The 21,003-nt window shown below is 40.3% G+C and carries 20 protein-coding genes; 9 read left to right on the forward strand and 11 right to left on the reverse strand.

Annotated features, from left to right (window positions below; all coding sequences use genetic code 11):
• Positions 1-10 precede the first annotated feature (10 nt).
• From MTP09_RS05465 to MTP09_RS05495, 7 genes are all read right to left on the reverse strand, one after another.
• Entirely contained in the window at positions 11-394 is a 384-nt protein-coding gene (locus tag MTP09_RS05465) for a hypothetical protein (RefSeq protein WP_243551030.1), read from the reverse strand.
• 102 nt (positions 395-496) lie between these two features.
• Positions 497-682 carry a hypothetical protein gene (locus MTP09_RS05470; RefSeq protein ID WP_243551031.1) on the reverse strand — a complete coding sequence of 62 codons (186 nt, stop codon included), beginning with the start codon at positions 680-682 and terminating at the stop codon, positions 497-499.
• 104 nt (positions 683-786) lie between these two features.
• Complete coding sequence (locus tag MTP09_RS05475) at positions 787-3,555, reverse strand: M4 family metallopeptidase (RefSeq protein WP_243551032.1); 2,769 nt, start codon at positions 3,553-3,555, stop codon at positions 787-789.
• A gap of 152 nt (positions 3,556-3,707) precedes the next feature.
• Positions 3,708-4,274, reverse strand: a complete 567-nt coding sequence (locus MTP09_RS05480) for a DUF4230 domain-containing protein (RefSeq protein WP_396022251.1) — start codon at positions 4,272-4,274, stop codon at positions 3,708-3,710.
• A 49-nt stretch (positions 4,275-4,323) separates the two neighbouring features.
• Positions 4,324-4,884: a TlpA family protein disulfide reductase gene (locus MTP09_RS05485; RefSeq protein WP_243551034.1), complete on the reverse strand. Its 561-nt coding sequence runs from the start codon at positions 4,882-4,884 to the stop codon at positions 4,324-4,326.
• Between the two features lie 5 nt (positions 4,885-4,889).
• A complete protein-coding gene (locus MTP09_RS05490) occupies positions 4,890-5,357 on the reverse strand; it encodes a nucleoside triphosphate pyrophosphohydrolase family protein (protein WP_243551035.1) in 468 nt (155 codons plus the stop codon).
• A 90-nt stretch (positions 5,358-5,447) separates the two neighbouring features.
• Positions 5,448-6,587, reverse strand: coding sequence for an acyl-CoA dehydrogenase family protein (locus MTP09_RS05495; RefSeq protein ID WP_243551036.1), 1,140 nt, complete (start codon positions 6,585-6,587; stop codon positions 5,448-5,450).
• Between the two features lie 165 nt (positions 6,588-6,752).
• Here MTP09_RS05495 and MTP09_RS05500 point away from each other — a divergent pair, with 165 nt between their 5' ends.
• A complete protein-coding gene (locus tag MTP09_RS05500) occupies positions 6,753-8,633 on the forward strand; it encodes an endonuclease (protein WP_243551037.1) in 1,881 nt (626 codons plus the stop codon).
• A 45-nt stretch (positions 8,634-8,678) separates the two neighbouring features.
• Here MTP09_RS05500 and MTP09_RS05505 read toward each other — a convergent pair whose 3' ends face one another.
• The 3 genes from MTP09_RS05505 to MTP09_RS05515 form a co-directional block, all read right to left on the reverse strand.
• Complete coding sequence (locus tag MTP09_RS05505) at positions 8,679-10,103, reverse strand: helix-hairpin-helix domain-containing protein (protein ID WP_243551038.1); 1,425 nt, start codon at positions 10,101-10,103, stop codon at positions 8,679-8,681.
• Between the two features lie 102 nt (positions 10,104-10,205).
• A complete protein-coding gene (locus tag MTP09_RS05510) occupies positions 10,206-10,550 on the reverse strand; it encodes a MerR family transcriptional regulator (protein ID WP_243551039.1) in 345 nt (114 codons plus the stop codon).
• Between the two features lie 95 nt (positions 10,551-10,645).
• On the reverse strand, positions 10,646-11,173 hold the full coding sequence (locus MTP09_RS05515) for a hypothetical protein (RefSeq protein ID WP_243551040.1): 528 nt from the start codon (positions 11,171-11,173) through the stop codon (positions 10,646-10,648).
• A 440-nt stretch (positions 11,174-11,613) separates the two neighbouring features.
• On the opposite strand from MTP09_RS05515, the gene rpsA reads away from it, so the two are divergent.
• From rpsA to MTP09_RS05530, 3 genes are all read left to right on the forward strand, one after another.
• Positions 11,614-13,398 (forward strand): 30S ribosomal protein S1, encoded by a 1,785-nt coding sequence (gene rpsA / locus MTP09_RS05520; protein WP_243551041.1) that lies wholly within the window; start codon positions 11,614-11,616, stop codon positions 13,396-13,398.
• Between the two features lie 115 nt (positions 13,399-13,513).
• Positions 13,514-16,132, forward strand: coding sequence for a T9SS-dependent M36 family metallopeptidase (locus tag MTP09_RS05525; protein WP_243551042.1), 2,619 nt, complete (start codon positions 13,514-13,516; stop codon positions 16,130-16,132).
• Positions 16,133-16,184: 52 nt separating this feature from the next.
• Complete coding sequence (locus MTP09_RS05530) at positions 16,185-16,751, forward strand: hypothetical protein (protein WP_243551043.1); 567 nt, start codon at positions 16,185-16,187, stop codon at positions 16,749-16,751.
• A gap of 52 nt (positions 16,752-16,803) precedes the next feature.
• Here the strand turns inward: MTP09_RS05530 and rplS are convergent, their stop codons facing one another.
• Positions 16,804-17,154, reverse strand: a complete 351-nt coding sequence (gene rplS / locus MTP09_RS05535) for a 50S ribosomal protein L19 (protein ID WP_243551044.1) — start codon at positions 17,152-17,154, stop codon at positions 16,804-16,806.
• Positions 17,155-17,302: 148 nt separating this feature from the next.
• Between rplS and MTP09_RS05540 the strand changes: the two genes are divergently transcribed.
• The 5 genes from MTP09_RS05540 to MTP09_RS05560 all read left to right on the forward strand — a co-directional run bounded on the left by MTP09_RS05540 (position 17,303) and on the right by MTP09_RS05560 (position 20,950).
• A complete protein-coding gene (locus MTP09_RS05540) occupies positions 17,303-18,040 on the forward strand; it encodes a 3-hydroxybutyrate dehydrogenase (RefSeq protein ID WP_243551045.1) in 738 nt (245 codons plus the stop codon).
• A gap of 11 nt (positions 18,041-18,051) precedes the next feature.
• Positions 18,052-18,759, forward strand: a complete 708-nt coding sequence (locus MTP09_RS05545) for a CoA transferase subunit A (protein WP_243551046.1) — start codon at positions 18,052-18,054, stop codon at positions 18,757-18,759.
• Between the two features lie 89 nt (positions 18,760-18,848).
• Positions 18,849-19,502 carry a CoA transferase subunit B gene (locus tag MTP09_RS05550; protein WP_243551047.1) on the forward strand — a complete coding sequence of 218 codons (654 nt, stop codon included), beginning with the start codon at positions 18,849-18,851 and terminating at the stop codon, positions 19,500-19,502.
• 113 nt (positions 19,503-19,615) lie between these two features.
• Positions 19,616-19,972, forward strand: coding sequence for a bleomycin resistance protein (locus tag MTP09_RS05555; protein ID WP_243551048.1), 357 nt, complete (start codon positions 19,616-19,618; stop codon positions 19,970-19,972).
• 111 nt (positions 19,973-20,083) lie between these two features.
• Entirely contained in the window at positions 20,084-20,950 is an 867-nt protein-coding gene (locus tag MTP09_RS05560) for an SPFH domain-containing protein (RefSeq protein ID WP_243551049.1), read from the forward strand.
• The last annotated feature ends 53 nt before the right edge of the window (positions 20,951-21,003 follow it).

The following is a 21,003-nucleotide window of genomic DNA, read 5'->3' on the forward strand; positions in this document are numbered from 1 at the left end:
GTTTCCTACGCTATTTTTCAGAAATACCAATTTTCAATGTTGATCGGAATTGCGATCGAGGCAGATTTTGCTGGAGGTCTCCAACTAAATTTGTAAATGCCGTTTTGGTTTCCTCAAATAATGTTTTGTTAGAAAATCCTGATTTCATCTTTGTTGAAACAGCTCCAATTTTGGCTAGGATATTTTTAGCTTTAAATGCCCTGTTCAAATTGGGAGTAAAGACGGTTACCGAATTTTTTTCGATTTTGTGGTCTTCAACCAGAGCTTCCGGGTGAGCCAGCGCATTTTGGGTATAACCATTAAATTCCTTTCTGAATCCCGCAGAAAACAATTCTGATGATGCAGAATTTGCTTCCTTTTCTGTGGGAAAAATTGCTTTTATTTTATAGTTCATGACGTTAATTATTAAGTAGTTGTTATTCATTGAATACAAAAAACGTGTCAGTCTGCTTCTTCCCGGTGAGTTTGTGAATACTTTAACAAAAAAGCGAAAGATTTAACTTTCGCTTTCTGTATTGTCGGTTTTACCTGTGTCATGAAGTTTTGATGATTCGTGAACTTCTTTTTTTAAGGTTTTTTCGGAGTGCACTTTTTCCGATGATGCGGGAATGTTTGGGAAATCTTGGTTTTGCTTTTTGATTTCCGCTTTAGTCGGCTTTTTGTCCTTTTCAGTGTTTTCCATAATGAATATTTTTTAGTGTTGATAAGATATATTCAAAGCATTTGCCAAAACAAAAAAATCGCCCCATCATAAATGAGACGATTTTTCTTAAAGCTTTATTACAATTATTTTTTGATGAATTTTGTTGTTGTCTTTTCACCGTTTTTGCCGGTAAGTTCTATAATGTAGCTTCCAACGGACAATCTTTCAGCATTGATTTTCTTGTTGCTGGAGGTTCCTTTGCTTACCACTTGACCTGCTGCATTGAAGATCACGTAAGTCATTTCACTGTTATCATTGCTTTGGATGCTGATCAAATCTTTAACAGGATTCGGATAAACCGCAACTTTTGTAGAGTTCTTGTCTGCAACGGCTAAAACCTTATCCATGATATTGACGGTGTAGTCTTCAACCTGCCCATAATTGATAGTGCCGCAAGATGAGGTCGGTATGGAGCTGAAGCGCATGATTACCCGCATTCTGGTAGCACCCGTTGTGGCTCCTGCAGGAATTGTAATGTTTCCTGTGACCGGTGTAGTTGTAGATCCGGACTTAGTCCACGCAGTTTCTCCTGCATCTGTGAAGTCGCCGTCGTTATTCCAGTCGATATATACGGCATATGCTTCATTGTAAACGGTTCCTGTCCAGTGTGGCGTAACGGTAATCGGATAGGTTTGCTCTTTCGTCACATCTGTTGAAAGATAGGTGAAATCTTCATATCCAGCAGTTCCGGTGCTGCTGTTATCGATCGTTCCGAACTGTACTCGCTTGATTCGTTCGTCATTAGTGTTGTTTGAAGTTGCATCACAATAAGTGTTCACATTCAAAGTAGTTACCGCAACAGTGTTACTCGCATCAGAAACATTGGTATATGGGTCCTCGGCTTTCACATAGAAATTGTAGGTGGTGTTTTTTGTGAGACCCGTAACAATGTGTGTGGTTTTGTTTCCAGCCACGGTTGTCAACAGCACACCGTCTTTGTAGATGGAATATTTTTCGATGTCGTTTTCGTCAGTCGCGGCAGTCCATTGCAATTGTGTTTGTGATCCTGTAGTATTCGTCGCGTTCAAGTTTGTAGGCGCCGTTGGTGGAGTGGTGTCGGGAACTGCAAGATACTTTGCTCCCAATCCAACAGCATAAAATGCGTCCTGAGTGGCGATCATTTCGGGGGAGTTTGCTCCAAAGAGATCTGTCGCTGCCTGAATTCCAAAGTTTCTGGCATTCATAAAATTAGAGTTGGCTCCCAAATAAACGGTTTCCAATCGATACGCAATCTTGGCGGCTTTCTCGAGGGTAATTCCTGTTACGCTATAATTTTTTCCTAAATCGTTGGTGCCGGTTTTTCCATCGGAAAGAATATAGAACCAGTGATTGATCACGCCGCTATTATAATGTACGCCGCAGTTGTCGTTGGTGCTGCCAGGAGTTGCACAACCTTCTTCCACCGTTGCGGGATACCAGTTGGTTCCGCGGTAAGTGTCCGGTTGAGGAGTAAGTCCTGATTTAGGGTTACTCATCGATCTCAAATATTGTGGAGCCATCTTTACTATTTCTTCACCAATCAACCATTTTTGCTTATTAGGAGCATAGGTGTGTTCCGCTGCGGCTCCCCATATGTCCGAAAGCGCCTCGTTCAAAGCACCTGATTCCCGTTGGTAAAGTAGTGCGGCGGAACTCGAGCAAACTCCGTGTCCCAGTTCGTGTGCGGTAACGTCGAATGCCGTAAGTGGCTTAAATTTGGTTGCTCCGTCACCGTAGATCATTTCGGAACCGGTCCAGCCAGCATTTTCATAGGAACTGCTGTAATGAACATAGCTTTTTAACAAAGTTCCATTGCCGTCATAACTGTTTCTGCTAAAAGTGTTTTTAAAGTAATCATAAGTTTTTTCCACTCCCCAATGTGCATCTAATGCGGCGTTGTCGAAGTTGGTATTGTCAAATTCAGCGGCAGTCCAGTTGTTGTCGTTATCCGTGAAATCTACTCCGTTACTTAATATGGTACTTTTTTTCAAGTTATAAGTTCTCACCCCGTTTCCACGAGTAGTGTCGTGCAAAATGTAGTTCGTTCCCGACAAGGTTGTTTCAATATTCTGCGTTCCGCTGTATCTTGTGGCAGCAGTTCCAGGAAGAAGTGTGGCATTACCTCGCTCCAAATTAGTGAAGGAACTGTTTGCTACATTTTCATAGGGTTCAATTGCTATCGGCGATTTTTTTGGTGATTCATGGAACCGGTCCGCATGCTTCATAATTGGATCTTTTGCTGCAATTCGCCCGCTGATTGCATCAACATAGATATAGTCTCTGCTGATTGGCGTTTGTGCATAGATATCGAATTTATAGGCAAGCATTAAGGAATATTTTCCGCCCGCTTGCAAAACAGGGATTAAAACCAGTTCACCAGTAGGTTTTTTATAGTCGTTATTGGCAACATAGGCAGCATCTTCCCACATGTATTTTTGGGCAGCCACATTATTTACAGCAATTTCGAAAGCTTCAGCTGCGCTGATTTGCGGTTGAGTCAATGTAGTGTTATCGCCATAAATTTCACCGTTCATACTTACCAGATTTCCGGCTTTATAATGCAGGTTGTAGATTCCGCCCTCAACTTTAATGTTTTTGTAGTAAAGCTGGTATTTTTCGTCGGTAAATTTACCGGTGAAATCGTTTTCTGTCTTAAGGTGACGGAATTCCTGATCTGATGAGAGATTCAGCACTTCTTTGAAAATAGTAGCCGCTACAGCGGAACTCAGCTTGTGATTGGGTTTAAAAACGACAAGACTTGTGGAGCCGTCTTCGTTTGTAACTCTTTTCGCTACGGATTCCTGTGCAGAAAGATTTCCGTTGAAACTCATCAACATTCCCAGAATTCCGAGAGTCAGTAATTGTTTTTTCATGATTAAATAATTAACATTTTTGCAAATGTAATAAATTATTCGAATGAAAATTAATTATAATAGATGGTTTTGACGTTAATGATGAAAATGTAAAAAAATGTTGAGTCTCGAAATTCTTGAGATATTTTCGTCAAAAAGAACAGGTCGAAGCTTTAGAAACTGCTTGGATCTAACTTTCCGGTATTATCTTCAATTTTGTAGTTGAGTGCTTTTGCCAAAACGAAAATATGGTCGAGATTTTCCAGTAGCTGCTTTTTTCCTTCTGCTTTCAAGCGGTCCTGGTTCACCGTTTTCACAGCATTATCTTTGGCGTACTGCGTAATTTTTTTCAGGTCGTTTTCGTTGAAGCGGTCGAAAAAGGAATCGTCCATCGACTGGATCTCCACACTGGGAATGATCTTAACTTCGGGGGTTGGTAATTCCTTAATAATCAGTTTTTTATTAATGGAATCAACCTCGATGGTCATTTTGTTGAGGTCGTAGGAAACCTGCGCATTGGTCTTGGTAAAAGTGATAATTTCCTTTTCTAAAGAGGGCAATAATGGACTTCCCAATAGCTGCGAAGTCATCTTCGTTTTCTGCATGCTCGAAAAATCCTGCTCCATCACCACCATTTTGTTCATCTTCCTGATTTGGTTGGTAATGATGTAGTAGTCGTTCTGAACCTTGTCGTCGGCTTTCTTTGTGATTTTGTTCCACAAGAGGAAAAGGAGCAACATTGCGGCTGCTCCCAAAATGAACGGTAATATTTTGTTCCGGTAATTCAACTTATTTGAAAATATCTTTAATGGATGAATCGTCTTTTTTCAGAATTTGTAAGAGGTCTTGCTCAATATATCCAGTTTCTGGGTTTTCAATAATTCTTCCAATTTCTTTACCATATTTTTTTAGAATTATTGTGGGAACACGCTGCACGTTTAGGCGAACTTCGTCCCCATTTGGTGATTCCTTTTTTCTATTTACTGCTAGAACTTCCAGTTTTTGCTCTGGATAATTCACTGCTTCCAATATTTTCATAAATCGCGGTACCTCTCGATGGCTGTCTTCACACCATGTTCCCATTACCAAAGTAATATTATAGGACCCTAATTTTTGTTTTTTCAATTCTGCGATGCTTTTCTGATCGAGTGCGTATTCATCATGTTCTTTGGTGTACCAACCGTTGTAGGGTTCTTTCAGTAATTGGTCTTTAGTTTGGTAACCCAAAAGCATTTTTCCGTCTCTCTCGGTGGTTACTTCACGATTCACGACTATTTTTTGCGATTGACAGGATTGAAACGTCATAAGTACCGTAACCGTGATAAACATTGATTTTGTTATATTTCTCATTTTTTCTATTTATTAAGGATTGCCTGAAGATCAGCTGGAGAGTAGTATTTGTTTTTCAGAACTTTGTTGTCGGATTTTCGGTGAACGTTGATTTTGTTACCTGAAACTTCGGAATAGGCGTCTTCACCTTTTTCTTTGTAGAAAGCAATTGTTTCGTCAGCTTCGGATTGTGTTGAGCATGCCTTTGACATATTCGAACGCTGCACCTCATCAAACAGTTGAACAAACTTTTCGCCCAAACCAAATTCAAGCACCGCACCGCTCAAAACGTACTGCAGATCGCACAATGCGTCGGCAATTTCTACGATATCGTTGTCGGCGATCGCTTCTTTCAGTTCATTGAGCTCTTCCTGCAACAACGATATTCTTAGTTCGCATCTTTCTTTGGAAGGGATCTGTGGAGATTCTAAAATCGGGGCATTAAACGTTCTGTGGAATTCTGCAACCTGGTTTAGCGAATCTATTTTCTGCATGAAACTTAAATTTAGACAAATATAAAAATTCAATTTTAAAAGAAAAATGCCGTCTCGGGCGAAACAGCATTTTCTTATATTTAATGAAAATTATTTTGAGATTTCTCTGCCGATGACCAACTTTTGGATTTCGGATGTTCCTTCGCCGATGGTGCAAAGTTTGGAATCTCGGTAGAACTTCTCAACCGGGAAATCTTTGGTGTATCCGTATCCGCCGAAAATCTGTACGGCATTGTTAGAGATTCTTACACATGCTTCAGAAGCGTAAAGTTTAGCCATCGCACCTTCCTTGGTCATTTTTTGATTGGCGTCTTTCAGAGTGGAAGCTCTTCTGATCAGCAATTCCGATGCATCGATTTCTGTCGCCATATCGGCAAGCATAAAGTTGATCGCCTGGAACTGGTTGATTGGTCGCCCAAACTGTTGACGTTCCAATGAATATTTCAAGGCGGCTTTGTAAGCTCCTCTCGCAATTCCCAAACTTAATGCGGCGATCGAGATTCTACCTCCGTCCAAGATTTTCATTGCCTGTTTGAAACCTTCGCCCACTTCACCTAAACGATGTGAATCAGGAACCCGCACATTGTCGAAAATCAGTTCCGCAGTTTCGGATGCGCGCATCCCGAGTTTGTTTTCTTTCTTTCCTGAAGAGAATCCGGGCATTCCTTTTTCAAGAACAAAGGCGGTCGAATTATTTTTAGCGCCTTTCTCCCCGGTTCTGGTCATCACAACCGCAATGTCGCCAGAAATTGCGTGGGTGATGAAATTTTTAGCACCGTTCAGAATCCAGTCGTCACCATCTTTTACAGCGGTTGTACTCATGCCGCCAGAATCGGATCCGGTGTTGTGTTCTGTTAATCCCCACGCTCCGATTACTTTTCCGGAAGCAAGCTTCGGAAGCCATTTATGGCGCTGTTCCTCGTTTCCGAATTCATAAATATGATTGGTGCAAAGTGAGTTGTGCGCCGCAACAGATAATCCAATTGATGGATCGACTTGAGAAATTTCGTCGAGAATGGTTACATATTCCTGATAACCTAAACCGGAACCTCCGTATTCTTCCGGAATCACAATTCCCATGAAGCCCATTTCACCCAACTGGTGGAAAAGTTCAACGGGGAAGGTTTGGCTCTCGTCCCATTCCATTATATTTGGACGGATGTTTTTTTCTGCGAAATCTTTTGCAGTCTCTGCAATCATATTCAGGTTGTGTAAAGTATCGTGGCTCATTTATTTAATTTGACCTCAAAGATAGTAAAATGTGTAAAATTAATAGGATGGATGAGCAAACTTTTATTTTCGGAGAAAACATTAAACAATTGTTAAAGATTGCAAATCATTCTAAAAACCAATGCTTAATGGAAGTTAAATTGTAATTTTGCAAAAAATTGCAACATGAGAAAATTATTATTTTCGTTATTCATAGTTCCAGCTATTTTACTTGCGCAAGAACCTGCAGGTTACTACAACGGTACAACCGGACTTACCGGCTACGCATTGAAAACAAAGCTTCGCGACATTATTTCTGCGAAAAATGTGAACTGGCATTACAGTGATCTGCAGAATATCTATAATCAGACCGATATTGACAAGTTCTATGATTATGATGCGACGAACACTAGTTATCTGCTAGATATTTACTCGAATAATCCGACAGGAACTACGGCTTATCATTATACTTCGGCGCAGATGATCGGTTCTTCCAATGCAGAAGGATTAGGGTGGAACAGGGAGCACCAGATGCCGCAAAGTACCTTCAACAGTAATTATCCGATGTATTCGGACCTGTTTTTTGTGATTCCTACGGATGCGAGAATCAACCAGTTGAGAAGTAATTATCCTTACGGAATTTCGTCCACGACGCCATCTTATGTTTATTACACCTTTACCAATGGCTCAAAGATTGGAAGAAACAATACGCCGAATTCTGCGTACACAGGAAGGGTTTATGAGCCGCATCCCGAATTTAAGGGAGACATAGCGAGAGCGCTTCTGTATTTTGTGGTGAGATATGAAGGCAAACTTGGTTCATTTAATTTTTACAATGGAACTTCGCCGGCAAATGATAGGTCGCCTTTGGACGGAACTGAAGAAAAAGCTTTTGAGGATTGGTACATCTCCCTTCTTTTGCAGTGGCATAACGAAGATCAGGTTTCACCTCGAGAAATAGCGAGAAACAACAGTGTTTTCGCGGTACAGAAAAACAGGAATCCCTTTATCGACCATCCGGAATGGGTGAACATGATTTGGGGGCAAACTCCTTCAACCGTAGCTCCTTCTACAATTTCGGATTTGAACGTTACCCAAACAAGCGCTTACTTTGTTAACTTAAGTTGGACACCCTCAACAGGAAACGGAATTTTGGGCTACAAAGTTTACCAGAACGGTACCTTCATCGGATATACAAAAACCAATTCTTTCATTGCCGACCGACTTTCACCATCGACGCCGTATAATTTTACAGTGAAGGCATATAACGACAATTATATGGAATCGGCGGAAAGCAATGTTGTTTCTGTAACAACCCTCGATACCGATATCTACGCAAAAGATTTGATGATTACAAAATATATTGAAGGAACTGCGAATAATAAAGCGCTGGAAATTACCAACAAAACAGGTCATGCTGTTGATCTCACCAAATACAGATTGAGTATTCAGTATTATAGCGGAACCAATTATTATTTCCCGGCTCCATACGAATTGGAAGGTGTGGTTGAAAATAATTCAACTTTTGTAGTGCTAAATCCGAAAGCAAATTTATCCTGCATTACCAATGATCAGGCGAGATTTGTAACCGCAGCGCCGCAACTCACTTTTGACGGAAGCAATTATATCGAACTCCGAAATTCTTCTACAACTGTGGATGCTGTTGGAACTTTGGCGGTCAATAACTTTGCGACTCTCGGCAATACTTCTCTTTACCGTAATGCTACAGTAACACAACCGAGCAGCACTTTTGTTTTCGAAGAATGGACAAAGTATCCGAATGATTACTGCACCGGTTTAGGAATGCTGTCTGCTTCTGATGTTTCGGTTTACGCAGATAATAATTTTACGGTTTATCCGAATCCTTCTGTTGGCAATATTGTTTACATTAAGGGAAAAAATCTTGAGAAAGTGCAGACTGTTTCAATTCTCGATATTTCAGGAAAAATTGTGGAAAGATTAACGGCTCCTTTCAAAAATGACAACTCGCTGAATGTACAGAAACTAACTTCCGGAGTTTATATCCTGCAGCTTGATGACAAAGCGGTGAAGTTTATTAAGAATTAAATTTCTTAGTAATATGAAAGTCAGCTTCCGAAGAAGCTGACTTTTTTACTTCATATAGAGCCGCATTTTTTCTTCCGCTTCTGGTTTTACCTTCATTTCCCTGAAGAATTTGTTTTCATTTTTGAAGGAGATTCTGTAGTAGATAATTTTATCCGCATAATATTTAAAGTAAGGATGGTTTTTCAGCCAGGATTCAGGCGCGTCCATCAGTGAGTATTTCTGAACATTATCTGTAGTTAGCGGTGCAATGAAAATCAATCGGTGCGCCTGAACTTTGTCGATATTATAGGTGTCTAAGATTTGCTGCTTGTTGACGAAACCGCCCAGTTTGTTTCTGAAACCGATGAAGCTTGCCGCGCTTTTTTCATCAAAACCATATTCGATCAGTTGTTTGAAGTTGATCTCGTTTAAATCAATTTTAGAAAAATCAGTTTTGGATTCAACAGAAGCTGTCGCCTTTTGTGATTTCGGATTTTCATGATTTGAAACGGTTGAAGAAACGTTATTCTTTTGAAACGAGTCAGGATTTAGAACGATGTACGGTCTCATTTCCTCAAACTTCTCAGGAGAGATGGCGTAACATTTCTGGATTTCTTCCAATGACTTAAAACTGCCTTTCAAATACCGGTCTCTGTAGTTGATAATGGTTTGTGCCTGTTTATCGGTAAAGCCCAGAATTTTCCAACCATCGAAGTCGGTTTGATTGGGGTCGAAATTTTGATACTGAACTTTCGGCTTTTCTGTTTTTGCATAGTTGTTGGAGAAACTTGATCTTTGATTTGAATAATTCTCGGGAGTTTTTTGCGGAAGCAAAAGGTAAGGTTCCATTTTGCGATAGTTTTCTTCGCTAATGATAAAACATTCCTTAAACTTTTCCTTGCTGATAAAGCTTCCGCCAAGATAGTTTTTGTATTTTAAAATAGAAGCTGCCTGTCTTTCTGTAAACCCCATTTTTTCAAAATCTGACTCTGAGAAATGGTCTGGGTTAAATTTACCTGGGATTCGAAGTTCATCGCTGCCTTTTTGTCGGTATGAATGGTAACCGGCGAACTGTATAGTCTTTCGATAGCTATTTCTGCTACTTCTAAAATGTCTGTTCGCTGTTTCCGGCAGAAGAATGTACTTTTCAATCTCATCATATTTACTCTCGGAAATTGCATAGCATTTTCTCAATTGTTCTTTTGAAACAAAGCTTCCGCCCACTGCTTGTTTGTATTTTAGGATCGTTGTTGCCTGTTTTTCTGAAAATCCTAAAGTCATCCACTCTTCCTTGTTAAGTGAATTGGGATCGTATGCTTTCAGAACAATTCTTTCGGAGGCATTTGTTTCTTCCGTGAATATTTGCGTGGGAAAGGAGTTGTCTTTCTTAGTCGTGTTGAAATATAAAAGACCGGTGATAAGAATTGATCCTGAAGTGGCGAATCCGAAAAAATAGTTTTTCACTGCTGATAATTGGAGATGTATGTTCATGTTTTTTTTTGCAAACATACAACGGACTTCATGTCAAAAAATAGGTGAAATCACCTATTTTTATAGGGTTATTTCACCCATTTTTACAGTAAGCTCTAAAAATTATTGTTCGGGTTTATCTGCCAGTGATTCCTTAAGCTTCTGCAGTTCGGCCTTCACAAATTCTAGCCGATCGATAATGGTAATGGTTTCGGAGATTTTGGAGTTGGTCGTCAATGCAATCCTTGCTCCATCGAGGGTGTAACCTTTTTCTTTAACAAGGTGATAAATGATCTTCAGATTCTTTATGTCTTCCGGAGTAAAATAGCGGTTTCCCTTTTTGTTTTTTTTGGGTTTGATGATTGGGAACTCCTGCTCCCAATAACGGATTAGCGAAGTGTTAACGCCAAAAGCTTTGGCGACTTCGCCAATGGGATAATATAATTTATCGGGCAGATCAATCTTCACTTCTTAATTTTGAGCAAATATATAAAGTTTAATATTTATTAGAAAACAAAAGACACTTCAATCGAAATGTCTTTTTATTTATTTTGAAAGTTTTTTTAGGAAAGGTCGCCCGCAGAATCCATTGGGTCCGTCATTCCATCTCTTTTTCTGAAACTGTACTCGCGGTTGTTGTCAAGATATGCACCAGATCTTGCCTTTGCAATTATTCTTGCGCGATTTTCAGGATCTAAGTTTCGGTCTCGGTCATTGATAAATTCTTCCGACTGAGGGTAATAATCCTTTGTAAAATCATTCACGTTGATTGCTCCCATATCGTTCATAATGTCTCGTGCCTCTTCCGCTCGATCACTGTCGTTGGTATAAACGGTAACGATATTGCTTTTTGTTCCAGCGTAACTGTATCTTTTTCTGTCCTCGTGGTCTTCACCAAAAAGCCAGTCCCAAAAACCTGTTGTTTTTTCATCCTCATTATAGTCGTAATGTAGGTCGTTGTCTATTATTTCATTTCTGCGGTAAGAAGATACATTGTAATCTTCTTTTGAGAATCCGTTATTGTCCAATTTTTCTGATGCTTTTGCAGCATCCTCATTGTTGGGAAACATTCCCACTACGGTATAAGCCATAATTAAAATTTTTAAGATTAATATTGTGATTTTGTGTCATTTAATTATCAAAAACGGTGACAAAAAGTATTGTTTCATCAGCTTTATAATAAGTTTAACGCGATGTTAAAACATTATGTAGAGAATATTATCTGCCTAACTTTGGTTCTCCATAGAAATTATTGGGAAACGGTATTTGCTAGTGAGATTTTTTTAAATAAATCATCTTAATTTTTATGGTCTAAGTTAACATTGAATATTTTGTCAAAAGTTAAAGGAATTAATAAGTGCGAATTAAATGATAAATAATGTTGCGCAACCAGAAGACTTTTCGTAAATTTGCACCACTTTTTGTGGGAGCATTTGGCGAAGCTTAAAACATTAACAATTAACATCTTCCGTATTTTTCAGAACCACATTCAGCCAAAGTTTGAAAGAGAAGGAATACAAATTTTTTAATTATGTCTGAAACGACAAACAAAGAAACGGTTCTTTTGAACCAAAACGTAGCACCTGAACAATTTGACTGGGATTCTTTCGAGTCTGGTCTTGATGCTGATGCAAGAAAAGAAAAAAGCGACCTCGAGGAAATCTACAACGGGTCTCTTAACAACTTGAGCGACAACGACGTACTTGTAGGAAAAGTAGTAAGACTTACCGACAAAGAAGCGATTGTTGACATCAACTTCAAGTCTGAAGGTGTTATTTCTCTGAACGAATTCCGTTACAACCAAGGATTGCAGGTAGGTGATGAAGTTGAGGTAATGGTCGACAGAAGAGAAGACAAAACAGGTCAGTTGCAACTTTCCCACAAAAAAGCGAGAACGCTTAAAGCTTGGGATAAAGTAAACGAGCTTCACGAAAGCGGTGAAATCGTAAACGGATTTGTAAAATCAAGAACTAAAGGAGGTATGATCGTTGACGTACACGGTATCGAGGCATTCTTGCCTGGATCACAGATCGACGTGAAGCCAATCAAAGACTACGACCAGTTCGTAGGAAAAACAATGGAATTCAAAGTGGTGAAAATCAACCCAGAATTCAAAAACGTGGTAGTTTCTCACAAAGCGTTGATCGAGGCAGACCTTGAAGGACAGAAGAGAGAAATCATCGGTCAGCTTGAAAAAGGTCAGGTTCTGGAAGGAACTGTGAAGAACATCACTTCTTACGGGGTGTTCATCGATCTTGGAGGTGTTGACGGATTGATCCACATTACAGACCTTTCTTGGTCAAGAGTAAACCACCCATCAGAAATCCTTGAAGACGGACAGACTGTGAAAGTGGTAATCCTTGATTTCGATGATGAGAAAACTAGAATCCAGTTGGGTATGAAGCAGTTGGAACCACATCCGTGGGATGCGCTTTCTGCTGATATGAAGGTAGGTGACAGAGTTAAAGGAAAAGTGGTTGTTCTTGCTGACTACGGTGCATTCGTTGAGGTTGCTCCAGGTGTTGAAGGATTGATCCACGTTTCTGAAATGTCTTGGTCAACTCACTTGAGAAGCGCGGGAGATTTCGTGAAAGTAGGTGACGAAGTAGAAGCTGAAGTTTTGACTTTGGACAGAGAAGACAGAAAAATCTCTTTGGGAATGAAGCAGCTTAACCAGGATCCTTGGTCAAACATCGAAACTAAATATCCGGTTGGTTCTAAGCATGTTGGAACCGTAAGAAACTTCACCAACTTCGGAGTATTCGTTGAGTTGGAAGAAGGAATCGATGGATTGATCTACATTTCTGACCTTTCTTGGACTAAGAAAATCAAGCACCCATCTGAGTTCTGTGCAGTAGGTGATAAGTTAGACGTAGTTGTTCTTGAATTGGATACTGCTGCAAGAAGACTTTCATTAGGACACAAGCAACTGTTGGAAAATCCTTGGGATAAGTTCGAAACTAAATATGCTGAAGGTACTGTACACACAGGAAAAGCTACAGAAGTTTTCGACAAAGGAGCTCAGGTTCAGTTCGAAGATGCTGAAGTTGAAGCTTTCTGCCCATCAAGATTATTAGAAAAAGAAGACGGTTCTAAAATCAAGAAAGGAGAAGAAGCTGAATTCAAAGTAATCGAGTTCAACAAAGAATTCAAGAGAGTAGTGGTTTCCCACACCGGAATCTTCAGAGATGAGGAAAGAAAGAACGTGAGAGACAACGCTCAGAAACCTGCAGCATCTTCAAGCAACGAAGAGAAAGCTACTCTTGGTGACCTCGATGTTTTAGCAGAATTGAAAAAGAAAATGGAAGGGAACTAATTCCTGATTTTCAATGATACTTTGAACGCCTCATTAACTTGGGGCGTTTTTTTATGTTAAATATTTATGAACATCAAATATTTTTTATATATTCGGCACCGAATAATCAATATATATGAAAAATAGAAATTTACCCTTGAAAATTGCGGCGCTTTTTCTTGCATTTTCTTTCGGGAATTTACAGGCGCAGGATTTTAAGTCCATCATTCAGAGCCATATGTCGGCTAAGAACACTTTTGCTAAACCAGAACTCAGCAATTTCGAAGTCACCAACCACGATTTTTCGAAATCGATGAATTCGGAGGTGGTGATGTTTCAGCAACATTATAAAGGAATCCCTGTATACAATTCCGTGGGAACAGCTTTGGTGAGAAACTCACAGGTAAACTATATCAACGAAAATTTTACTAAGGATTTCACTTCGGCTTCGTTGCCTTCGACTGCAAAATCAAATCAGGCAATTTTTGCGACGGTAGCACAAGCTATGGGATTGAAAAACGCAGCTAATTATGAGCTGCTCAACTTCGGTGAGGCAGATAAAGACCATGCATTTGCCAAAACCAGACTGACTTATTTTGTCGATAGCAATAATAATCTTCGTTTATGCCATCAATACGAATTTGAAGAAAAAGGAACTTCAAACTATTGGGAGGTATTGGCAGATGCTGTAACCGGCGAGATTCTGAGTAAGCAGAACCTTACACTTTCCTGTACTTTTGAGCACGGTGCTTTCGGAAGAGACCATTCTGAGCACATTGCTGACGAACTCTTGGGTCATTTTGTAAATGATGCGAATGATGATTCGTTTTCAAATTCAACTGTTGCTGCTTTAGCGCCGCTTGATGCTTCCTATCGCGTATTCCCTTTTCCTTTAGAAAGTCCTAACCACGGTTCGAGAGTAATGTTGGCCAATCCATGGTTTACCGACGCGTCACCCGACGGATGGCACAGTATTTTGGGCGGGACATACTTGGGAACCCACACCACCACGCGTGGAAACAACGTAATGGCGTATGATGACCGCGCAAATGCAAATGCACCGGGATCCTATGCGGAAGGTGGGGCAAACAGAGTTTTCGATTTCCCGTTTATAGTTAATGACACTACCGGAAACCTTAATGCGGCCACAACCAATCTGTTTTATGCCAACAACAAAATTCACGATATTTTCTACCGTTTAGGATTTAATGAAGTTTCAAGAAATTTCCAGGCGTGGAATTATGGAAAAGGAGGAGCTCAAAACGACTACGTTATGGCTGAATCTCAAGACGGAGGTGGAACCAATAATGCTAACTTCAGTACACCGAGTGACGGAGGTAGAGGAAGAATGCAGATGTATCTTTGGGATCCAGATGTTATTCAAAGAGTTTTTTACAACGCTCCATCTGAAGCCGTGGGTAGATTAGTGCCTAACGTTATTTCTACCACTTTCGGTCCTGCTCTTACTGTAACAGGAGTAACGGCCGATGTTAAGGTTTCACCTGTATTAGACGCATGTACTCCGCTTCCAGCTGGATCATTAACCGGCAAGATAGGACTCATTGAAAGAGGTACTTGCGAATTCCAAGCAAAAGTTCAGGCAGTGCAAGATGCAGGTGCAGTTGCAGCAATTATTTATAGCTTACCAGATTCTGCTCCAACTGGTGGAATGGCGGGAACAAACCCGAATATAACAATTCCATCTGTGTTGATCGAAAATCCTGAAGGCGTTTATATGAAAGGATTGCTGGACGGTGGAACAAATGTTAACATTACCTTGAAATACGATCCAGCTACTCAACCAACAAGAGACGGAAGCTTCGACAACGGAATTATTATCCATGAATATGGACACGGGATTTCCAATAGAAGAACAGGAACCGGTTCAGGATGTTTAAACACTAGCATTAACAAAGAGCAGATGGGCGAAGGTTGGTCTGATTTCTTTGCATTAATGCTTACCAACCAACCGGGAGACAACGCTTCCGTCCCAAGAGGAATCGGGACTTATGCAGTAACAGAACCTATCAACGGTGGCGGAATTCGACCTGCTCCTTATTCTCCTGACTTTGCTGTCAATAACTTTACTTATGGTAAGACAAACGGTATGGAATATACCAATGCGTCAGGAGTATTGACAACCAATGTGCACTCAATTGGATTTGTATGGGCTACAATGCTGTGGGATCTGCACTGGAAGTATGTTGAGAAATACGGATATTCATCGGACGTGATGGCAAACAATACCAACGGAAGTACAAGAGTGCTTCAATTGGTGTATAACGCTTTAGGACTTCAGGGATGTAATCCTGGATTTATCGAAGGAAGAAACGCAATTATTGCGGCAGAGCAAGCAGCAACAGGAGGTGCGGACAAATGTATGATCTGGAATGTATTTGCGAAAAGAGGATTGGGTGTAAACGCAGCTTCTGGTTCAAAAACCAACATCAACGATCAGGTTGAAGATTTCAATGTTCCTGCAGACTGTCTGATGGCAACCAACGAAGCCGGAGTTAAGGATGCGCTAAGCATTTATCCGAATCCAGCTAAGAACGAGTTCTTCATCAAATCTGGAAAAGCAATTGCAGGAAAGGTTTTGGTTGAGATTTTCGATGCTTCAGGAAAAGTGGTTTCAAGCCAAAGAATGTCAGCTGATGCAGCAGTTAACACTCAAACTCTAACAAATGGAGTTTTTGTGGTGAAAGTTTCCGGCTTAGGCGTGAACTATTCTTCCAAACTTATGATTAAAAAATAATTTTTAATTCATAATTTTATGGTCGTCCTGATTTTTCGGGACGGCTTTTTTTATGGTTTTAGATTTTGAAATTCGGAAGTCGGGGAGGATCTCCAAATACTTTATAGAAAATGGTATTTCCTGTTTTCAGGAAGCGGGCGCTTTTGTGCAGAATCTTCCCTACAAACGAAATGGAAATAAAGAGGACGACCTTTGCGTAATTAATGATGGTGGAGGAACTTGCAGCACGAAACATGCTTTATTGAAACTGCTCGCTGATGAAAATGGAATCGCAGAGGTAAAACTGATGCTCGGAATCTTTAAGATGAATGTGCTCAACACCCCAAAAATTTTCGCAGTCTTGGAAAAATATCGCTTAACTGAAATTCCGGAAGCACACAATTACCTTCGTTGCAAAAACAGGGTTTTAGACTTTACAAAAAAGAATTCCAGTCCCGAGAATTTCATCAGTGATCTAATGGAAGAGATCGAGATTCAGCCCAATCAAATCAGCGGATTTAAAGTTGATTTTCATAAAGAATATCTCAAGAAATACCTCAATCAAAATCCGCAGATTCCTTATTCGCTCGAAGAGTTCTGGGAAATTAGGGAAGAATGTATCGCCGCTTTGCAGCAATGAAAAACCCACCAAAAAAATCTGATGGGTTTCTCTATTGTTGTTGTCTGAATTTTTATTTGTAAGAAGCGTCTTTGATTCTCGCCTTTTTACCTCTAAGGTTTCTGAAATAGTAGATTCTCGCTCTTCTTACCTTACCTCTTCTGTCAACCTCGATTTTCTGAAGAGCAGGCATGTTGATCGGGAAAACTCTCTCTACACCCACATCACCGCTCATTTTTCTGATGGTGAAAGTTTTGGTAGCACCTGTTCCTCTCAACTGGATCACAACTCCTTTGAAGAACTGGGTTCTTGTTTTCTGACCTTCTTTAATCTCGTAATACACAGTGATGGTGTCACCGGCTTTGAATTCTGGGAATTCCTTTTTAGCAATGTACTTGTCTTGTACGTACTTTAATAAATCCATTATTATTAATAAAAATTGGTGAAGCTAAGCAACATTCACGTCCTTCGTCAGAGGTTGGTTAACGGACTGCAAAAATATGATATTTTTCTGATTCTGCAAATATTTCATTAACAATATTTTAGAAATGTAGTAATTACCGGTAGTACCAGTGGAATTAGGATTGGGAATTGCCGAAGCATTTGCCAAAAATGGAGACCACATCATCTTTAACGGACTGGAAGAAAACGGATCGGAGATTGCCGAAAATATAGGTAAAAAGTACGGGATGAAAACAGCTTTCCGTAACTCAAATCTGATGACTGCGGAAGGAGGCCAGGACCTTATCGATTTTGCTTACAGGGAGTTTGGGCGGATTGATATTTGGGTCAATAATGCCGGAATCCAGTATGTTTCTCCGGTAGAAGATTTTCCATTAGAAAAATATGAGCAGATTATCGCACTGAACATAAACTCCGTGTTTTATGCGTCCCGCGCTGTTTTCCGGCAGATGAAGGAGCAGAGGTTCGGTAGAATCATCAATATTTCTTCCGTTCACGGGTTGCGAGCGTCAGAATTCAAATCGGCTTATGTCACCGCCAAGCATGGAGTGGTGGGACTTACCAAAGTTTTGGCTTTGGAAGGAGCTCCTTACAATGTTACCTGCAACGCAGTTTGTCCGGGATATGTAAAAACTCCGTTGGTAGAAGGACAGATTAAAGACCAGGCAAAAGCCGATGGAATGAGTGAAAATGAGGCAGTGGAAAAGGTAATGCTAAAGAAGCAGGCAGTAAAAAGTTTCGTGCCTGTAGAGAAATTAGGAGAAATTGTAGTATTTTTATCTGCAGAAAATGCAACCAGTGTCACAGGAACCACCTTTACATTGGATGGAGCATGGACTGCGCAATAAAAAAGTAAAATATGATTGACAAAAGAGTAAAAAATGCTCAGGAAGCCATCGCAGGAATCGAAAACGGAATGACCGTGATGTTGGGCGGTTTCGGTTTGTGCGGAATTCCCGAAAACTGCATCAACGAGATGGCGAAAAGCGATTTGACGGATTTAACCTGCATTTCCAACAACGCGGGAGTTGACGATTTCGGATTGGGACTGCTTCTTCAGAAAAGGCAGATCAAGAAAATGATCGCTTCCTATGTTGGCGAAAATGCAGAATTTGAAAGACAGATGCTTTCCGGCGAACTCGATGTGGAGCTTACTCCGCAAGGAACTTTGGCAGAAAAATGTAGAGCTGCACAACACGGAATTCCTGCTTTTTATACACCGACCGGTTATGGAACCGAAGTTGCCGAAGGTAAAGTAGCACGCGAATTCCACGGAAAAATGCATATTTTGGAACACGCTTATGAAGCAGATTTCTCCATCGTGAAAGCTTGGAAAGGCGATCATACGGGAAATCTAATCTTCAAAGGAACTGCAAGAAACTTCAACCTTCCGATGGCGGGTGCAGCAAAAATCACCATTGCCGAAGTGGAGGAACTTGTAGAGCCGGGAGAACTCGATCCCAATGAAATCCACATTCCCGGAATTATGGTCCAGCGAATTTTTCAAGGCGAAAAATATGAGAAAAGGATCGAACGGGTGACCACTAGGAAAAAAGAAAATACTTGATTTTCGTTTTGTGTCCTTAGTCAATAATTATTTGTAAAACTTAAGAAATCCACGAGGAAACTTTTGTTCCTTTTGTGGTGAATGAAAAGATGTTAACAAAAGAGCAAATCGCACAGCGCATATCAAAAGAAGTAAAAGACGGTTACTATGTAAACCTCGGAATCGGAATCCCGACTTTGGTCGCAAACTACGTTCCCGAAACGTTCTCCGTAGATTTCCAAAGTGAAAACGGAATCCTCGGAATGGGGCCTTTTCCGTATGAAGGCGAGGAAGATCCCGACTTGATCAATGCCGGAAAACAGACGATCACTTCGCTTCCCGGAGCTTCGTTTTTCGATTCTGCATTCAGTTTCGGGATGATCAGAAGTCAGAAAGTGGACCTCACTATTCTCGGAGCGATGGAGGTTTCCGAAGACGGCGACATCGCAAGCTGGAAGATTCCCGGCAAAATGGTGAAAGGAATGGGAGGCGCGATGGATTTGGTGGCATCTGCTCAGAATATCATCGTCGCTATGATGCACACCAACAAAGCAGGGGAAAGCAAAGTTCTGAAAAGCTGCACACTTCCTTTGACGGGCGTTAAATGTGTAAAGAAAATCGTTTCTGATCTCGCAGTGATGGAGGTTACGGAGAACGGACTCAAACTTTTGGAAAGAGCACCGGGAGTTTCTGTGGAAGACATTGTAAAGGCAACCGAAGCCAACCTCATCGTGGAAGGTGATATTCCCGAAATGCAGTTTTAGAAACAGTCAAATCATTATTATAGAAATCCTCTCCGTTCTTATGTTGAGAGGATTTTTTTGTAGCTTTGAGATTAGCTACACCTTTTAAGTCCTAAATTTTCAAAATAGAAAAAATGCTTACAAAAATTCATCCGAAATTACCCATGCGTAATCTTTCGAATACAAAAGATTTCTATTTCAAAATTGGTTTTGAAAATTGTGGGGTAGTGGACTATGAAGAATATCTGATGTTAAAAAAAGACGACATCGAAATTCATTTTTTCCTTTTCGAAAATCTTAATCCTAATGAAAATTACGGAATGGTTTACATCAGAACAGGAGATATTGATGGACTTTATAAAAATTTTACTGAGAGTAAAATTGAGATTCATCGCAACGGAAAATTAGAAATGAAACCATGGGGAATTAGGGAATTCTCAATCCTCGATCCTGATTACAATCTTTTGACTTTTGGAGAGCATCGAGATTAAATTGCAGAAGTTCCTTTTTTAGGAACTTTTTTTTGTCAAAAAATATTGGATATACAAAATTTTGTTATATCTTTATGATATCAAAATAATATCAAACCAAGAATTAAAATCATGGAAAAAATCTTGAAACCGATGTCGGGATATCTCGCCTTAGTAATTTGCCTGCTTCTTTTTGCAGCGGGGCTTTTCTTCTTTATCAATGGGGTTGATCAGAATGTGACCTTCGTCATTTTGGGCATTTTATGTTTCATTGCTTTTGCATTTTTTATCAAAGGTTTAATGATCATTAACCCCAATCATTCGCGTGTTCTTACGTTTTTTGGGAAATATGTCGGTTCTGTGAAAGAGAATGGTCTGTTCTTCATCAATCCACTTTATTCATCCCAAAAGATTTCTTTGCGTTCTGAAAACTTGCAGGGACAGACGCTTAAGGTAAACGACAAAATGGGAAACCCCATCGAAATCGGTGTTGTAATCGTTTGGAAAGTAGGCGATACCTACAAAGCGGCATTTGACGTGGAGCGTTATATCGACTTCGTGAAAATGCAGAGTGAAGCGGCGGTACGTCATTTGGCGATGAGTTTTCCTTACGACAATTTGGAAGATGATCATGCGCCGATTACGTTGCGTGAAGGTGGCGAGAAAATCAACCAAATCCTGGAAAACGAACTCACCGAACGTCTCGACAAAGCAGGAATCGTCATTCAGGAAGCGAGGATTTCGCATCTTGCCTATGCTTCGGAAATTGCGGGAGCGATGCTTCAAAGACAACAGGCAACGGCGATTGTTGCGGCAAGAATCAAAATCGTGGAAGGCGCGGTTGGAATGGTGGATCTCGCTTTGAAGAAACTTTCCGAAGAAAATATCGTGGAGCTCGACGATGAAAGAAAGGCGGCAATGGTTTCGAACTTAATGGTGGTCCTTTGCGGCGAAAAAGCAGCGCAACCGATTTTGAACACGGGAACGCTTTATAATTAATAATTAACAATTAATAATGTCTGAGATCTGAAATTATTAATTTTTCAATTAAA

Origin of the sequence: Chryseobacterium suipulveris (assembly GCF_022811685.1) — a bacterium.
Taxonomy (GTDB): domain Bacteria; phylum Bacteroidota; class Bacteroidia; order Flavobacteriales; family Weeksellaceae; genus Kaistella; species Kaistella suipulveris.

Excerpts from the sequence above, each read along its gene's own strand:
- MTP09_RS05465 (WP_243551030.1), bottom strand. The coding sequence starts at position 394 with ATGAACTATAAAATAAAAGCAATTTTTCCCACAGAAAAGGAAGCAAAT.
- MTP09_RS05470 (WP_243551031.1), bottom strand. The coding sequence starts at position 682 with ATGGAAAACACTGAAAAGGACAAAAAGCCGACTAAAGCGGAAATCAAA.
- MTP09_RS05475 (WP_243551032.1), bottom strand. The coding sequence starts at position 3,555 with ATGAAAAAACAATTACTGACTCTCGGAATTCTGGGAATGTTGATGAGT.
- MTP09_RS05480 (WP_396022251.1), bottom strand. The coding sequence starts at position 4,274 with ATGTTGCTCCTTTTCCTCTTGTGGAACAAAATCACAAAGAAAGCCGAC.
- MTP09_RS05485 (WP_243551034.1), bottom strand. The coding sequence starts at position 4,884 with ATGAGAAATATAACAAAATCAATGTTTATCACGGTTACGGTACTTATG.
- MTP09_RS05490 (WP_243551035.1), bottom strand. The coding sequence starts at position 5,357 with ATGCAGAAAATAGATTCGCTAAACCAGGTTGCAGAATTCCACAGAACG.
- MTP09_RS05495 (WP_243551036.1), bottom strand. The coding sequence starts at position 6,587 with ATGAGCCACGATACTTTACACAACCTGAATATGATTGCAGAGACTGCA.
- MTP09_RS05500 (WP_243551037.1), top strand. The coding sequence starts at position 6,753 with ATGAGAAAATTATTATTTTCGTTATTCATAGTTCCAGCTATTTTACTT.
- MTP09_RS05505 (WP_243551038.1), bottom strand. The coding sequence starts at position 10,103 with ATGAACATACATCTCCAATTATCAGCAGTGAAAAACTATTTTTTCGGA.
- MTP09_RS05515 (WP_243551040.1), bottom strand. The coding sequence starts at position 11,173 with ATGGCTTATACCGTAGTGGGAATGTTTCCCAACAATGAGGATGCTGCA.
- rpsA (WP_243551041.1), top strand. The coding sequence starts at position 11,614 with ATGTCTGAAACGACAAACAAAGAAACGGTTCTTTTGAACCAAAACGTA.
- MTP09_RS05525 (WP_243551042.1), top strand. The coding sequence starts at position 13,514 with ATGAAAAATAGAAATTTACCCTTGAAAATTGCGGCGCTTTTTCTTGCA.
- MTP09_RS05530 (WP_243551043.1), top strand. The coding sequence starts at position 16,185 with ATGGTTTTAGATTTTGAAATTCGGAAGTCGGGGAGGATCTCCAAATAC.
- rplS (WP_243551044.1), bottom strand. The coding sequence starts at position 17,154 with ATGGATTTATTAAAGTACGTACAAGACAAGTACATTGCTAAAAAGGAA.
- MTP09_RS05545 (WP_243551046.1), top strand. The coding sequence starts at position 18,052 with ATGATTGACAAAAGAGTAAAAAATGCTCAGGAAGCCATCGCAGGAATC.
- MTP09_RS05550 (WP_243551047.1), top strand. The coding sequence starts at position 18,849 with ATGTTAACAAAAGAGCAAATCGCACAGCGCATATCAAAAGAAGTAAAA.
- MTP09_RS05555 (WP_243551048.1), top strand. The coding sequence starts at position 19,616 with ATGCTTACAAAAATTCATCCGAAATTACCCATGCGTAATCTTTCGAAT.
- MTP09_RS05560 (WP_243551049.1), top strand. The coding sequence starts at position 20,084 with ATGGAAAAAATCTTGAAACCGATGTCGGGATATCTCGCCTTAGTAATT.